This window comes from Streptomyces cynarae (assembly GCF_025642135.1).
GTDB classification, from domain to species: Bacteria; Actinomycetota; Actinomycetes; order Streptomycetales; family Streptomycetaceae; genus Streptomyces; species Streptomyces cynarae.
In genome coordinates this window covers 3,565,139-3,580,662 of record NZ_CP106793.1, presented here as the reverse complement: position 1 = coordinate 3,580,662, position 15,524 = coordinate 3,565,139, and the positions used below count along the sequence as shown (strand labels likewise).

The window sequence follows — 15,524 nt, the reverse complement described above, 5'->3', positions numbered from 1 at the left end:
GTCCGGGCGAGATATGTTCGGTTGAGAGGGAAAGGCGCAGGCCGTCCCTCCCTTGTCCGAATGCCGTGCTGCGGGTTTTCTGCAATCACCCGTAGCGGTGGGGTGGAGACCTCGCCCCCGGGGGAGGAGGAGGTGGACGTCACCGAGTCCGAGGTTCCGGCGCTCGCCGGAGCCTGGTGCACAAGGGAGATGCTCCGCCAGGGAGCGGAGCGATCCGGGAACGGAGTTCTGCGTGGACATCGTCGTCAAGGGCCGCAAGACCGAGGTGCCCGAGCGGTTCCGGAAGCACGTGGCCGAGAAGCTGAAGCTGGACAAGATCCAGAAGCTGGATGCCAAGGTGATCAGCCTCGATGTCGAGGTGTCCAAGGAGCCCAACCCGCGGCAGGCCGACCGCTGTGACCGAGTGGAGATCACCCTCCGCTCCCGTGGTCCGGTGATCCGTGCGGAGGCGGCGGCAAGCGATCCGTACGCGGCACTCGACCTCGCGGCGGAGAAACTGGAGGCCCGGCTGCGCAAGCAGCACGACAAGCGGCACACCCGCCGAGGGGTCCGCAGGCTCACGGCAGCCGAGGTGCCCGACCACGTCCCGGGTGCCGCGACGCTCAACGGCAACGGCGGCCTCGTACCGGAAGAAGACTCGGACGCCGTGCCGACCAAGAAGATCGGATCGCTCGAGGTGAAGGGCGAAGGCCCCCTCGTCGTCCGCGAGAAGACCCACGTCGCGTCTCCGATGTCACTCGACCAGGCGCTCTACGAAATGGAGTTGGTCGGGCACGACTTCTATCTGTTCGTCGACTCCGAGACCAAGCAACCCAGCGTCGTCTACCGGCGGCACGCCTACGACTACGGCGTCATCCACCTCAGCACCGACCAGATGGTGGCCGAGGCACAGGCGGCCGACGCCGGCGGAACGCTCCGCGGCTGAGCCCGCCGGGTCATGGCATAACCCGGTGCCCCTGGTGAGCCCATGCGCCCCCAGGGGCACCGGTGTGCCACCACTTCGCGCCGCGCTCTGTCACCTGTCTGTCGCCCGGGCATGGAATCATGGCCAAAACGGCTCAACCGGTGGGTCGTTGCCTTGGGTTGGCGATGGCACAGGACCACAGGCCACAGCCTTCAGGGGGAGGAACATGGCGGACAGCTTCGGACCGACGCAGGACGAGAACGCCGACGACGGCGTCGCCGGCACGGTCCCGGAGACGGGCCCTGCACGCAAGGAGCCGATCCGCGTTCTCGTCGTGGACGACCACGCCCTCTTCCGCCGCGGCCTGGAGATCGTGCTGGCGGCCGAGGAGGACATCCAGGTCGTCGGCGAGGCCGGGGACGGCGCGGAAGCGGTCGACAAGGCGGCCGATCTGCTGCCGGACATCGTGCTGATGGACGTGCGGATGCCCAAGCGGGGTGGCATCGAGGCATGCACCTCCATCAAGGAGGTGGCGCCCAGCGCCAAGATCATCATGCTGACGATCAGCGACGAAGAGGCCGATCTCTACGAAGCGATCAAGGCGGGCGCCACGGGTTACCTCCTCAAGGAGATCTCCACCGACGAGGTGGCCACCGCCATTCGCGCGGTCGCCGACGGGCAGTCGCAGATCAGCCCCTCCATGGCGTCGAAGCTCCTCACCGAGTTCAAGTCGATGATCCAGAAGACCGACGAGCGCCGGCTGGTCCCGGCGCCGAGGCTCACCGACCGGGAGTTGGAGGTCCTCAAGCTCGTCGCCACCGGAATGAACAACCGGGACATCGCCAAGGAGCTGTTCATCTCCGAGAACACCGTGAAGAACCACGTGCGCAACATCCTGGAAAAGCTGCAGCTCCACTCCAGGATGGAGGCCGTGGTCTACGCGATGCGGGAGAAGATCCTCGAGATCCGCTAGCGGGGCCGGGCAGTCAAGGGATCAGCCCAGGGCACGGTCCAGCTCCCGGACGAGCGGCTCGCGCAGTTCCGGGGCGTCCACCCGCTCCACGCGGACGTTGGTGCAGTCCACCCAGCTCGCCGCCTCCAGCAGCGCCTGCGCCACCGACGGGACCGCCTTCACGCCGTCCAGCGTGACCTGCCGGGCGACCAGCGTGCGGCCCTCACGCGCGGGGTCCACCCGGCCGACCAGCCGGCCCCCGGCGAGGACCGGCATCGCGAAGTAGCCGTGCACCCGCTTCTGCTTGGGGACGTACGCCTCCAGGCGGTGGGTGAAGCCGAAGATCCGCTCCGTGCGCGCCCGCTCCCAGATCAGCGAGTCGAACGGCGACAGCAGTGTCGTCCGGTGGCGGCCGCGCGGCGGGGTCCGCAGCGCCTCCGGATCCGCCCAGGCAGGCTTGCCCCAGCCCTCGACCGTCACCGGGACCAGGCCCGAGTCCGCGATCACGGAATCGACCTGCTCGCCCTTGAGACGGTGGTAGTCCGCGATGTCCGCGCGTGTGCCGACGCCCAGGGAACGGCCGGCCAGGGAGACGAGGCGGCGCAGGCACTCGGCGTCGTCCAGCTCGTCGTGCAGCAGCGCCTCGGGGACGGCGCGCTCGGCCAGGTCGTACACCCGCTTCCAGCCGCGGCGCTCGACGCACACCACCTCTCCGTACATCAGCGCGCGCTCCACCGCGACCTTCGTGCCGGACCAGTCCCACCACTCGCTGGTCTTCTTCGCGCCGCCCAGATCCGTGGCCGTCAGGGGGCCTTCGGTGCGCAGTTGCTTGATGACCTGGTCGTAGGCACCGTCCGGCAGGGTGTGGCTCCAGTGCGGGCGGGAGCGGTAGGCGCGGCGGCGGAAGGCGAAGTGGGGCCACTCCTCGATGGGCAGGACGCAGGCGGCGTGCGACCAGTACTCGAACGCGTGCGGGCCGGCCGTGGACGGGCCGTCGGACGAACGCGTCCAGTACGCCGAGTCGACCGCCTTGCGGCCTATGGCTCCGAGGCGGGCGTACGGAATGAGTTCGTGCGAGCGGGCCAGAACCGAGATGGTGTCGAGCTGGACGGCGCCGAGCCGGCGCAGCAGGCCACGCACGCCGGCCCTGCGGTCGCCGGCACCGAGGAAGCCCTGCGCCCGCAGGGCGATACGGCGGGCTTCGTCGGCGGTCAGTTCGATGGTGGGGCGGGGGAGACTCGGCATGGTCACACCGTAGGGGGCGGCACTGACAACGCGGGACGAGCTGCGAGAGCCCGCGCCTACGGCGCCGGTGCCGGCGCCGGCAGATACGCCGCCGTCGACGGCAGGCCCACGTCCGAGGGCAGCAGGGAGCCGACCCAGCAGTCCCGGCGCACCCCCTTGTTGTTGATCGCGGACCGCAGCACCCCCTCGATGGTGAAGCCCGCGCGCTCCGCGACCGCCCGCGAGCCCGCGTTGCCGACCTCCGCGCGCCACTCCACGCGGTCGACCGACAGGTGGGTGAACGCCCAGTGCGCAGCGCGGAGCGTGGCCTCCGTGATGTAGCCGTTGCCCCGGTGCTCCTTCGTCGCCCAGAAGCCGACCTCGGCGACACCCAGCGAGCGCATCGTCAGGCCGAGCATGCCCACCAGCTCCCCGGAGGGAAGGAAGACGCCGAACGTGAACATGGAGGCGTCCCTCCAGCCGTCCGGCGCGATCTGCTCGACGAACAGCTCCGCGTGTTCAAGCAGATACGGCGACGGGATCGTGGTCCAGCGCTGGATTTCGGGGTCCTGGGCTGCCGCGTACACCGCGTCGGTGTCCTGGGGACCCACGGTGCGCAGCAGGAGGCGTTCGGTGGTCAGGGTGACGGGGTCCATCGCTTGATTCTGCTAGGCCCCCCGCCCGGCCGCCATGATTTTCCACGTCACGCCGGGCCGCGGTCGCCGCCGGTGCCGGTCCGCGGCGCGCCCGTCCGCACCCGCCACGCCGTCGTCGTGCCTGCCTCGTCACGTCGTGACTGCCCGGTTACTTTTCGTGGCACGGACGCGGCACCTTCCGCCACGCCCGTCCGTTGTCCTAGTGGCTGTCGGTGGCAGACCTCCCGGCGCGGCGGGGTCCTCGCTTACGATGGCCGTTGCTCAAGCTGTCATTTAACCGACCGTCCCAGGCCCGACCGGCAAGGAGACAAACCCCCGTGTCCGTCCTCTCGAAGATCATGCGTGCAGGCGAAGGCAAGATCCTGCGCAAGCTGCACCGCATCGCGGACCAGGTCAACTCCATCGAAGAGGACTTCGTCGACCTCTCCGACGCCGAGCTGCGGGCCCTCACCGATGAGTACAAGCAGCGGTACGCCGACGGCGAGAGCCTCGACGACCTGCTCCCCGAGGCCTTCGCCACCGTGCGCGAGGCCGCCAAGCGCGTCCTCGGCCAGCGGCACTACGACGTGCAGATGATGGGTGGCGCCGCCCTGCACATGGGTTATGTGGCCGAGATGAAGACCGGTGAGGGCAAGACCCTGGTCGGCACGCTCCCCGCGTACCTGAACGCCATTTCCGGAGACGGCGTCCACATCGTCACGGTCAACGACTACCTGGCCGAGCGCGACTCCGAGATGATGGGTCGCGTCCACAAGTTCCTGGGTCTGTCCGTCGGCTGCATCCTCGCCAACATGACCCCGGCCGAGCGCCGCGAGCAGTACGCGTGCGACATCACCTACGGCACGAACAACGAGTTCGGCTTCGACTACCTCCGCGACAACATGGCGTGGTCGAAGGACGAACTCGTCCAGCGCGGCCACAACTTCGCGATCGTCGACGAGGTGGACTCCATCCTGGTCGACGAGGCCCGTACGCCGCTGATCATCTCCGGCCCGGCCGACCAGGCCACCAAGTGGTACGGCGACTTCGCCAAGCTGGTCACGCGGCTGAAGAAGGGCGAGGCGGGCAACCCGCTCAAGGGCATCGAGGAGACCGGCGACTACGACGTCGACGAGAAGAAGCGCACGGTCGCCATCCACGAGTCCGGCGTCAGCAAGGTCGAGGACTGGCTGGGCATCGACAACCTCTACGAGTCGGTGAACACCCCGCTGGTGGGCTACCTGAACAACGCGATCAAGGCCAAGGAGCTCTTCAAGCGCGACAAGGACTACGTCGTCATCGACGGCGAGGTCATGATCGTCGACGAGCACACGGGCCGTATCCTCGCCGGCCGCCGCTACAACGAGGGCATGCACCAGGCGATCGAGGCGAAGGAAGGGGTGGACATCAAGGACGAGAACCAGACGCTCGCCACGATCACCCTGCAGAACTTCTTCCGCCTCTACAAGAAGCTCTCCGGCATGACCGGTACGGCGATGACCGAGGCCGCCGAGTTCCACCAGATCTACAAGCTCGGCGTCGTCCCGATCCCGACCAACAAGCCGATGATCCGCAAGGACCAGTCGGACCTGATCTACCGCACCGAGGTCGCCAAGTTCGAGGCGGTCGTGGACGACATCGCCGAGAAGCACGAGAAGGGCCAGCCGATCCTGGTCGGCACCACCTCGGTCGAGAAGTCCGAATACCTCTCGCAGCAGCTCAGCAAGCGCGGCATCCAGCACGAGGTGCTGAACGCCAAGCACCACGAGCGCGAGGCGGCGATCGTCGCCCAGGCCGGCCGCAAGGGCGCCGTGACCGTCGCGACGAACATGGCCGGCCGTGGTACCGACATCAAGCTCGGCGGCAACCCCGAGGACCTCGCCGAGGCCGAGCTGCGCCAGCGCGGGCTCGACCCCGAGGAGCACATCGAGGAGTGGGCCGCGGCCCTGCCCGCCGCCCTGGAGAAGGCCGAGCAGGCGGTCAAGGCCGAGAAGGAGGAGGTCGAGGCACTCGGCGGCCTCTACGTCCTCGGCACCGAGCGCCACGAGTCCCGCCGTATCGACAACCAGCTCCGCGGTCGTTCCGGCCGTCAGGGTGACCCGGGCGAGTCCCGGTTCTACCTCTCGCTGGGCGACGACCTGATGCGCCTGTTCAAGGCCCAGATGGTCGAGCGCGTGATGTCGATGGCGAACGTCCCGGACGACGTGCCGATCGAGAACAAGATGGTCACGCGTGCGATCGCGTCCGCCCAGTCCCAGGTCGAGCAGCAGAACTTCGAGACCCGGAAGAACGTCCTCAAGTACGACGAGGTCCTCAACCGGCAGCGCGAGGTCATCTACGGCGAGCGGCGCCGTGTCCTGGAGGGCGAGGATCTGCACGAGCAGATCCAGCACTTCATGGACGACACGATCGACGCGTACGTCGCCGCGGAGACCGAGGAGGGCTTCCCGGAGGACTGGGACCTGGACCGGCTGTGGGGCGCCTTCAAGCAGCTCTACCCGGTGAAGGTCACCATCGAGGAACTGGAGGAGGCGGCCGGCGACCGTGCCGGTCTGACCGCCGAGTTCATCGCCGAGTCCATCAAGGACGACATCCACGAGCAGTACGAGCAGCGTGAGGCGCAGCTCGGCTCCGAGATCATGCGTGAGCTGGAGCGCCGGGTCGTGCTGTCGGTGCTGGACCGCAAGTGGCGCGAGCACCTCTACGAGATGGACTACCTCCAGGAGGGCATCGGTCTGCGCGCCATGGCGCAGAAGGACCCGCTGGTCGAGTACCAGCGCGAGGGCTTCGACATGTTCCAGGCCATGATGGAGGGCATCAAGGAGGAGTCCGTCGGCTACCTGTTCAACCTGGAGGTCCAGGTCGAGCAGCAGGTCGAGGAGGTCCCCGTCGAGGACGCCACGCCTTCCCTGGAGAAGGAGGAGGCCGTGGCGGCCCAGGCGGCCCGCCCGGAGATCCGCGCCAAGGGCCTGGAGGCCCCGCAGCGCCACGAGCGGCTGCACTTCTCCGCGCCGACCGTGGACGGTGAGGGCGGCATCGTCGAGGGCGACTTCGCCAGTGACGGCGAGCCGGTCCGCTCGGAGGCGGACGGCCTGACCCGTGCCGAGCGCCGCAAGCAGGCCAAGAGCGGGCGGCGCCGCAAGAAGTAGCGGGGCCGCAAGAAGAGCGGCGCCGCGTGGCGAGGGGCCGGGCATCCGAGGGTGCCCGGCCCCTCCCTGTTCGTACGTCACACGCCGTCCCCGTGCGGCGCCCGCGGTCCGCCCAGTTCCACCGCCGTGCAGCGCCAGCGGTGGTCCCGGCCGCATTCCAGGCGGAACGCCATCGCGCGGAGCTGGTCGCCCGCGCCGATGCGGGCGAAGGCCTCGATGGCGCCGGGGCGCGGGACGTAGTAGCCGATGTCGCGGACGACCGGGCGGGTGCCGCGGGTGCGGAGCGGGCCGCGTTCGGCGAGCCGGGCCAGGTCGTCGTAGGCCGGGCCGACGGTGTGCCGGAGCATGCTGTGCACCGGGCGCTGACCGCTCAGCACGGACAGCAGGCGGTCGGCGAAGACATCGGTGGGACGGACGTGCGGCACGGGCCTGAGCGGCCCCTGGGCGGCCTGCTCGGGCGGTGAGACGGCAGTCGCCGGCGTGGCACTGCCCGGCGCGGCACTCGCCGGGGCGGCTCCCGTCGACGTGGCCCCCGCCGTCGTGGTGGACGGGCGCTGGAGCGCCCTCCCCGCGACGCGCCCTGGCCCCCTTCCGCGCGGCGCGGCGCGCTGCCCGGACGGCGCGTGTCGTGGCGGACCGGCGGGCGGGCGCCCGGGGCGGGCTTCGTCCTGGTCATCGCCTGGTTCCTGGTCATGACCTTGTGCATGGCGGATCCCCGTTTCGCGAGGCCGGTGAGTACCGGTTGGTAACTTCCTGGGGATCTTGTACGGGGCGGGCGACCGCCTCGCAACGGAGCCGGGAGCCTGCCGGGCCGACCGGAGAGTTCACCTATCAGGGTGAGAGACGGGGCCAAGTCCCGGCGACGGCACGGGTTCACAGGGTGAGCCGTGCAGGCCCCCGTTGACGTCCCGCAGGGCCGCGGGCGGGGCCCGAAGGGGGACGCCCGCACGTATCCTGAGGTGACCACTTGACCGACTACGAAAGCGGCTCGCCATGCGCGTCTACGTCCCCCTGACCCTCTCCGGTCTCGCCGAGGCGTACAAGACGGGCGAGCTGGGCGCCGGACCGGTCGTCGCGTACGCCGTCACGCCCGCGCTGCGCGAGTGGTACCTCTCCGACGACATCGAGGAACTGGAGTACGCGGCGCTGAGCCGGGCCGCGCTCGCCTCCCTGCGCCTGCTGGCGGCCGACCCGGGGACGCCCCGGAGGCGGGTCGTGGTCGCGGTCGACGTCCCCGACGGCGCGGCGACCACCGATCCCGACCGCGGACTCGACCCGGCGGCGCTCGGCGAGGTGCGCGTCGCCGGCCCCGTGCCGCTGGCCAAGGCGGCCGCCGTGCACGTCGACGCGTCCGACGCGGAGCCGGACGTGACCGCGGCGGCCCAGGCGCTGGAGGCGGCCGACCGCGGGGACGACGACGCGCAGTTCGTCGTGGACGGCGCCGAGGACCACGAACTGCTCTGGTACGCCACGCAGGAGATCCCGAACCTGCTCGGCTCCACGGACTGACCAGACGTTCTCCCGGACGCGGTGGCCGCGCACGGTGATTGTCGGTGCCGCCGGGTACGTTTCATGGCATGGGGACGTACGGAAGCGCGCACATTGTGTGGGACTGGAACGGGACGCTGTTCCACGACAATGACGCGATCATCGGGGCGACGAACGCGGCGTTCGCCGAGCTGGGGCTGGAACCGATCACGCTGGAGCAGTACCGGGCGCTGTACTGCGTGCCGGTCCCGAGGTTCTACGAGCGGCTGATGGGGCGGCTGCCGACGGACACCGAGTGGCAGCTGATGGACGAGGTCTTCCACCGGTACTACGCGGAGCACCGCGTCCGCTGCCGGCTCACCGAAGGCGCGGTGGAGCTGCTGGCGGGGTGGCGGTCGGCGGGCCGCAGCCAGTCGCTGCTGAGCATGTACGGGCACGAGGAACTGGTCCCGATGGTCCGGGCGCTCGGGATCGAGGCGCACTTCGTGCGGGTGCAGGGGCGCACCGGACCGTCCGGAGGCAGCAAGGCGGAGCACATGGTCCGCCACATACGAACGCTCGACGGCGTGAATCCGGCGCGCACGGTGGTGATCGGCGACGCCGCCGACGATGCGGTCGCCGCCCGCCACGTCGGGGCACGGGCCGTGCTGTACACCGGGGGCTCCCACAGCCGCGCCAGCCTCGAGGAGGTCGGCGTGCCGGTGGTCGACACGCTCCAGGAGGCGGTGGCGGAGGCGGAGCGCCTGGCGGCCTGAGGAGTGCCCGAGCGCTTCGCCGGAAGTGCCACGACGGGCCGCCCATCGGCGGAAGGGTGCGGCGCCCGGCGGGCACCGCACCCGGGTGGCTCCGCTCAGGTCGCCGGTGCCTTGGCACGCAGGACGGTCAGGAACTCCCGCATCCAGCCGGAGTGGTCGGGCCAGGCCCGGGACGAGACCAGCGTGCCGTCGACGACCGCCTCGACGTCCTGGAAGTCGGCACCGGCCGCCTGCATGTCCAGCTCCAGGGCCGGATAGGCGGTGACGCGCCGTCCGCGCAGGGCGTCCACCGCCGCGGTGAGCAGGGGACCGTGGCAGATCTGGGCGACCGGCTTGTCCGTGTCGAAGAACGACTTGAGGATCTTGCGGAGTTCGGGGTCGTTGCGGAGGTACTCCGGGGCGCGCCCGCCGGGGATCACGACGGCGGCGTAGTCCCCGGGGTCGACCTCGGAGAAGGCGAGGTCGGCGGGCCAGCTGTAGCCGGGTTTCTCGGTGTAGGTGTCGAAGCCGGGTTCGAAGTCATGGACGACGAAACGGAGCTGCTTGCGGGTCGGGGCCGCGATGTGGACCTCGTAGCCCTCCTCCCGTAGGCGCTGGTACGGGTAGAGGACCTCCAGTGATTCCGCCGCGTCGCCGGTGACGATCAGGATCTTCTGCGTCATGGTGGCCGCGCTCCCCTCGGTGGTGCGGACGGCTGCGTCGTGTTGCTTCTGGCAACGTGCCTCGGCCGCGGGCGCTTGCCAAGGGGCCGCGCACTGCCCCGGCACTGCCTCCTGACGGCTCACACAGCCGGTACAGCCATGCTCGCACCGTGCGCCCTGCACGGCATCGCCCTCGGTGCCCCTGTGCAGAACGTCAAAGTTGGGCCCCCTGTTTTGTACACATACGGCTCATGACGTGCCCCCCACGGGGAGCGATAGCCTTGTGGCGTGATCAGCGCGATAGCTCGCGGGGACGACGCCGTCCCTGCCCTGCGCCCGGTGAGCACGGACCACCTCCGTGACCGGGCGGCGGTCGCTGGTCTTCACAGGCGGGGCCGGTCGGACAGGGCGCCGCAGGCGCCCGCCGGGGCAACCGGGGCGCCGGGGACGCGGAAGGCGCCGAGCGCGCCGGGAACAGCGTCACAGTCGCCACGGGCGCCGGAAATGGCCGATAAACCCCCGCACTTCTCTCCATGCGGCATAGCGTCGAAGCAGACCGGACACCCCGCGTCGCGGCGTTACGTCGGAGAAGAGACCGTACTTCCTTCTACGTCACGCAACGGCGCGCGACAGGAGCCAGAGGACAATGCAGACCAAGCTGGACGAAGCCAAGGCCGAGCTGCTCGAAAGGGCCGCCCGGGTAGCTGAGAACAGCCCGGTCGGGGGGCACCTACCGACCGGGACGACGGACGAGGGCACCCCGGACCGGGAGACCGTGCTCGCGTTCCTCCAGCGCTACTACCTGCACACCGCCCCCGAAGACCTGACCGACCGCGACCCGGTGGACGTCTTCGGCGCCGCCTTCTCGCACTACCGGCTGGCCGAGACGCGCCCGCAGGGCACGGCGAACGTGCGCGTGCACACCCCGACCGTCGAGGAGAACGGCTGGACCTGCAGCCACTCCGTCGTCGAGGTCGTCACCGACGACATGCCGTTCCTCGTCGACTCCGTGACGAACGAGCTGTCCCGCCAGGGCCGCGGCATCCACGTCGTGATCCACCCGCAGTTCCTCGTCCGCCGCGACCTGACGGGCAAGCTCCTCGAGGTGCTGCCCGACGCCCCCGGGGTCGAGCTGCCGCACGACGCGCACGTCGAGTCGTGGATCCACGTCGAGATCGACCGCGAGACCGACCGCGCCGACCTCAAGCAGATCACCTCCGACCTGCTGCGCGTCCTGTCCGACGTCCGCGAGGCCGTCGAGGACTGGGAGAAGATGCGCGACTGCGCGCTGCGCATCGCCGAGGGGATCCAGAAGGAGCCGGTACCCCAGGATCTGCCGCAGGCGCAGATCGAGGAGGCCGGTGAGCTGCTGCGCTGGCTGGCCGCCGACCACTTCACCTTCCTCGGCTACCGCGAGTACGAGCTGCGTGACGACGACACGCTGGCCGCGGTGCCCGGCACCGGGCTGGGCATACTGCGATCGGACCCGCACCACGCGGGCGAGGACCAGCACCCGGTCAGCCCGTCCTTCGAGCGGCTGCCCGCCGACGCCCGCGCCAAGGCGCGCGAGCACAAGCTGCTGGTCCTCACCAAGGCCAACAGCCGCGCCACCGTGCACCGGCCTTCGTACCTCGACTACGTCGGCGTGAAGAAGTTCGACGAGAACGGCAACGTCGTCGGGGAGCGCCGCTTCCTCGGCCTGTTCTCGTCCGCCGCCTACACCGAGTCCGTGCTGCGCGTGCCGGTCGTCCGGCGCAAGGTCGACGAGGTCCTCAAGGGTGCCGGGTTCTCGCCCAACAGCCACGACGGCCGGGACCTGCTCCAGATCATGGAGACCTACCCGCGCGACGAGCTGTTCCAGACCCCGGCCGACGAGCTGCGCTCCATCGTCACCTCCGTCCTCTACCTCCAGGAGCGCCGTCGCCTCAGGCTCTACCTGCGCCAGGACGAGTACGGGCGCTACTACTCGGCCCTCGTCTACCTGCCGCGCGACCGCTACACCACCGGCGTCCGGCTGCGCATCATCGACATCCTGAAGGAGGAGCTGGGCGGCACGAGTGTCGACTTCACCGCCTGGAACACCGAGTCGATCCTGTCCCGGCTCCACTTCGTGGTCCGGGTCCCGCAGGGCACCGAGCTGCCGGAGCTGTCCGACGCGGACAAGGAGCGCATCGAAGCCCGCCTGGTGGAGGCCGCCCGCTCCTGGACCGACGCCTTCAGCGAGGCGCTGACCGCCGAGCTCGGCGAGGAGCGCGCAGCGGAGCTCCAGCGCCGCTACACCAACGCCTTCCCCGAGGGCTACAAGGCCGACCACACCCCGCGCGCCGCGGTCGCCGACCTCGTCCACCTCGAACAGCTCACCGACGAGCAGGGCGGCAAGGACTTCGCCCTCAGCCTGTACGAACCCGTGGGCACCGGCCCCGGCGAGCGCCGCTTCAAGATCTACCGCAAGGGCGGGTCCGTCTCCCTGTCCGCCGTGCTGCCGGTGCTCCAGCGGATCGGCGTCGAGGTCATCGACGAGCGGCCGTACGAGCTGCGCTGCCAGGACCGTACGACCGCGTGGATCTACGACTTCGGTCTCCGGCTGCCCAAGGAGGTGGCCGGCAACGGCGACTACCTCGGCGACGACGGCCGCGAGCGCTTCCAGGACGCGTTCGCCGCCGTGTGGACCGGGCAGGCGGAGAACGACGGGTTCAACGCGCTCGTCCTGAGCGCCGGCCTCACCTGGCGGCAGGCCATGGTGCTGCGCGCCTACGCCAAGTACCTGCGCCAGGCCGGTTCGACCTTCAGCCAGGACTACATGGAGGACACCCTCCGCAACAACGTCCACACCACCCGGCTGCTGGTCTCCCTCTTCGAGGCACGGATGTCGCCGGAGCGGCAGCGGGCCGGCCTGGAGCTGACCGACGCCCTGCTGGAGGAGCTGGACGCCGCCCTCGACCAGGTCGCCTCGCTCGACGAGGACCGGATCCTGCGCTCCTTCCTCACCGTCATCAAGGCGACGCTGCGCACCAACTTCTTCCAGGAGGCGCATGGCGGCAAGCCGCACGACTACGTCTCCATGAAGTTCGACCCGCAGGCCATCCCGGACCTGCCGGCGCCGCGCCCGGCCTACGAGATCTGGGTGTACTCGCCGCGCGTCGAGGGCGTGCACCTGCGCTTCGGCAAGGTCGCGCGCGGTGGCCTGCGCTGGTCCGACCGGCGTGAGGACTTCCGCACCGAGATCCTCGGCCTGGTCAAGGCGCAGATGGTGAAGAACACCGTCATCGTGCCGGTCGGCGCCAAGGGCGGGTTCGTCGCCAAGCAGCTGCCGGACCCGGCCAAGGACCGTGACGCCTGGCTCGCGGAGGGCATCCGCAGCTACCGCACGTTCATCTCGGCGCTGCTCGACATCACCGACAACATGGTGGCCGGCGAGGTCGTGCCGCCGGTGGACGTCGTACGCCACGACGGTGACGACACCTACCTGGTGGTCGCGGCCGACAAGGGCACCGCGACGTTCTCGGACATCGCAAACGAGGTCGCCGAGAAGTACAACTTCTGGCTCGGCGACGCCTTCGCCTCCGGCGGCTCGGCGGGCTACGACCACAAGAAGATGGGCATCACCGCCCGAGGCGCCTGGGAGTCCGTGAAGCGGCACTTCCGGGAGCTGGACCTGGACACCCAGTCCGAGGACTTCACGGTCGTCGGCATCGGCGACATGTCCGGTGACGTGTTCGGCAACGGCATGCTGCTGAGCGAGCACATCCGCCTGGTCGCGGCCTTCGACCACCGGCACATCTTCATCGACCCGAACCCGGACGCGGCGACCTCCTACGCCGAGCGCCGCCGCCTGTTCGAGCTGCCGCGCTCGTCCTGGGCGGACTACGACACCGAGCTGCTGTCGGCAGGCGGCGGTGTGTTCCCGCGCACGGCCAAGGCGATCCAGGTCAACGCGCACATCCGTGAGGCGCTGGGCATCGAGGGCAAGGTCACCAAGATGACCCCCGCCGACCTGATGCAGGCGATCCTCAAGGCACCGGTCGACCTGCTGTGGAACGGCGGCATCGGCACCTACGTCAAGGCCTCCACGGAGTCGAACGCGGACGTCGGCGACAAGGCCAACGACGCGATCCGCGTGGACGGCAAGGACCTGCGCGTCAAGGTCGTCGGCGAGGGCGGCAACCTGGGCCTGACCCAGCTCGGCCGGATCGAGTTCGCCCAGCACGGCGGCAAGATCAACACGGACGCGATCGACAACAGCGCGGGCGTGGACACCTCCGACCACGAGGTGAACATCAAGATCCTGCTCAACTCGGTCGTGGCCAACGGCGACCTGACCGTCAAGCAGCGCAACCAGCTGCTCGCCGAGATGACCGACGAGGTCGGCGCCCTGGTGCTGCGCAACAACTACGCGCAGAACGTGGCGATCGCCAACGCCCTGTTCCAGTCGAAGGACATGCTGCACGCGCAGCAGCGGTTCATCCGCTACCTGGTGCGCGAGGGCCATCTCGACCGGGCGCTGGAGTTCCTGCCCACCGACCGCCAGATCCGTGAGCGTCTCACCGGCGGAGCGGGCCTGACCAGTCCGGAGACGGCCGTCCTGCTGGCGTACACGAAGATCACGGTCGCCCGGGAGCTGCTGGACACGCCGCTGCCCGACGACCCGTACCTGCGCAGCCTGCTGCACGCGTACTTCCCGACCGCGCTGCGCGAGAAGTTCCCCGAGCAGATCGACGGCCACGCGCTGCGCCGCGAGATCGTGACGACCGTCCTGGTCAACGACACCGTGAACACGGGCGGTACGACCTACCTGCACCGTCTGCGTGAGGAGACCGGCGCCTCGCTGGAGGAGATCGTCCGGGCGCAGACCGCGGCCCGCGCGATCTTCCGCTCCGCTCCCGTGTGGGACGCGGTGGAGGCCCTGGACAACAAGGTCGACGCCGCCGTGCAGACCCGCATCCGTCTGCACTCCCGCCGGCTGGTCGAGCGCGGCACGCGCTGGCTGCTCAACAACCGGCCGCAGCCGCTTCAGCTCACCGAGACCGTCGCGTTCTTCGCCGAGCGCGTCGAGCAGGTCTGGAGCGAACTGCCGAAGCTGGTGCGCGGTGCGGACCTGGAGTGGTGGCAGAAGATCTACGACGAGCTGACGGGCGCCGGCGTCCCGGACGAACTCGCCACACGCGTGGCCGGGTTCTCCTCCGCCTTCCCCGCGCTCGACATCGTCTCGGTGGCCGACCGCATGGGCAAGGACCCGATGGACGTCGCCGAGGTCTACTACGACCTCGCCGACCGGCTCAAGATCGCCCAGCTCATGGACCGCATCATCGAACTGCCGCGCGCCGACCGGTGGCAGTCGATGGCCCGCGCCGCGATCCGCGAGGACCTGTACGCGGCCCACGCGTCCCTGACCGCCGAGGTCCTGGCGGCCGGCAACGGCACGTCGACGCCGGAGCAGCGCTTCAAGGCCTGGGAGGAGAAGAACGCGGCGATCCTGTCGCGGGCGCGTACGACGCTCGACGAGATCTCGAACTCCGACTCGTTCGACCTCGCGAACCTCTCGGTGGCGATGCGCACGATGCGGACGCTGCTGAGGACGCACAGCTAGGACCGGTACGACATGGGGGCGCCCCTCGGTGAGGAGTGGGCGCCCCCATGTGCGTATCCCCGAAGCATGCCCGCGATCGCTCATCGGCTAACGTAGTCTGACGCTTTCTTGCCAAGACCTAGGGGAGTCCAACCCTTCGGTTTACTCGTCCCTGTTAGACGGGACGTTCGAACAGGTTTGGCGTGATCG

General features: G+C 69.8%; 10 protein-coding genes. 6 read left to right on the top strand and 4 right to left on the bottom strand.

Features of this window, described 5'->3' with window-relative positions; genetic code table 11:
- The first annotated feature begins 232 nt into the window (after positions 1 to 232).
- On the top strand, positions 233 to 925 hold the full coding sequence (hpf, locus tag N8I84_RS16520; protein WP_263230248.1) for a ribosome hibernation-promoting factor, HPF/YfiA family: 693 nt from the start codon (positions 233 to 235) through the stop codon (positions 923 to 925).
- Between the two features lie 205 nt (positions 926 to 1,130).
- The gene (locus tag N8I84_RS16515; RefSeq protein ID WP_263230247.1) at positions 1,131 to 1,877 is read left to right on the top strand and encodes a response regulator; all 747 of its coding nucleotides are present in this window, start codon (positions 1,131 to 1,133) and stop codon (positions 1,875 to 1,877) included.
- A 21-nt stretch (positions 1,878 to 1,898) separates the two neighbouring features.
- On the opposite strand, the gene N8I84_RS16510 is transcribed toward N8I84_RS16515, so the two are convergent.
- Entirely contained in the window at positions 1,899 to 3,101 is a 1,203-nt protein-coding gene (locus N8I84_RS16510; protein WP_263230246.1) for a winged helix-turn-helix domain-containing protein, read from the bottom strand.
- 56 nt (positions 3,102 to 3,157) lie between these two features.
- A complete protein-coding gene (locus tag N8I84_RS16505) occupies positions 3,158 to 3,736 on the bottom strand; it encodes a GNAT family N-acetyltransferase (protein WP_263230245.1) in 579 nt (192 codons plus the stop codon).
- A gap of 317 nt (positions 3,737 to 4,053) precedes the next feature.
- On the opposite strand from N8I84_RS16505, the gene secA reads away from it, so the two are divergent.
- A complete protein-coding gene (secA, locus tag N8I84_RS16500; protein ID WP_263230244.1) occupies positions 4,054 to 6,864 on the top strand; it encodes a preprotein translocase subunit SecA in 2,811 nt (936 codons plus the stop codon).
- 77 nt (positions 6,865 to 6,941) lie between these two features.
- Here secA and N8I84_RS16495 read toward each other — a convergent pair whose 3' ends face one another.
- Positions 6,942 to 7,289 carry an Rv3235 family protein gene (locus N8I84_RS16495; RefSeq protein WP_263230243.1) on the bottom strand — a complete coding sequence of 116 codons (348 nt, stop codon included), beginning with the start codon at positions 7,287 to 7,289 and terminating at the stop codon, positions 6,942 to 6,944.
- 568 nt (positions 7,290 to 7,857) lie between these two features.
- Between N8I84_RS16495 and N8I84_RS16490 the strand changes: the two genes are divergently transcribed.
- Together N8I84_RS16490 and N8I84_RS16485 are read left to right on the top strand one after the other, a co-directional pair.
- Complete coding sequence (locus tag N8I84_RS16490) at positions 7,858 to 8,373, top strand: DUF6912 family protein (RefSeq protein ID WP_263230242.1); 516 nt, start codon at positions 7,858 to 7,860, stop codon at positions 8,371 to 8,373.
- 68 nt (positions 8,374 to 8,441) lie between these two features.
- On the top strand, positions 8,442 to 9,107 hold the full coding sequence (locus tag N8I84_RS16485) for an HAD family hydrolase (protein WP_263230241.1): 666 nt from the start codon (positions 8,442 to 8,444) through the stop codon (positions 9,105 to 9,107).
- 95 nt (positions 9,108 to 9,202) lie between these two features.
- On the opposite strand, the gene N8I84_RS16480 is transcribed toward N8I84_RS16485, so the two are convergent.
- Positions 9,203 to 9,769 carry a DJ-1/PfpI family protein gene (locus N8I84_RS16480; protein WP_263230240.1) on the bottom strand — a complete coding sequence of 189 codons (567 nt, stop codon included), beginning with the start codon at positions 9,767 to 9,769 and terminating at the stop codon, positions 9,203 to 9,205.
- Between the two features lie 625 nt (positions 9,770 to 10,394).
- Here N8I84_RS16480 and N8I84_RS16475 point away from each other — a divergent pair.
- Positions 10,395 to 15,335, top strand: a complete 4,941-nt coding sequence (locus tag N8I84_RS16475) for an NAD-glutamate dehydrogenase (protein WP_263230239.1) — start codon at positions 10,395 to 10,397, stop codon at positions 15,333 to 15,335.
- The last annotated feature ends 189 nt before the right edge of the window (positions 15,336 to 15,524 follow it).

Bases quoted from the DNA above. Each gene is read 5' to 3' on its own strand.
- N8I84_RS16485 (WP_263230241.1), top strand. From the start codon at position 8,442: ATGGGGACGTACGGAAGCGCGCACATTGTGTGGGACTGGAACGGGACG.
- N8I84_RS16490 (WP_263230242.1), top strand. From the start codon at position 7,858: ATGCGCGTCTACGTCCCCCTGACCCTCTCCGGTCTCGCCGAGGCGTAC.
- N8I84_RS16480 (WP_263230240.1), bottom strand. From the start codon at position 9,769: ATGACGCAGAAGATCCTGATCGTCACCGGCGACGCGGCGGAATCACTG.
- N8I84_RS16515 (WP_263230247.1), top strand. From the start codon at position 1,131: ATGGCGGACAGCTTCGGACCGACGCAGGACGAGAACGCCGACGACGGC.
- N8I84_RS16510 (WP_263230246.1), bottom strand. From the start codon at position 3,101: ATGCCGAGTCTCCCCCGCCCCACCATCGAACTGACCGCCGACGAAGCC.
- N8I84_RS16475 (WP_263230239.1), top strand. From the start codon at position 10,395: ATGCAGACCAAGCTGGACGAAGCCAAGGCCGAGCTGCTCGAAAGGGCC.
- N8I84_RS16505 (WP_263230245.1), bottom strand. From the start codon at position 3,736: ATGGACCCCGTCACCCTGACCACCGAACGCCTCCTGCTGCGCACCGTG.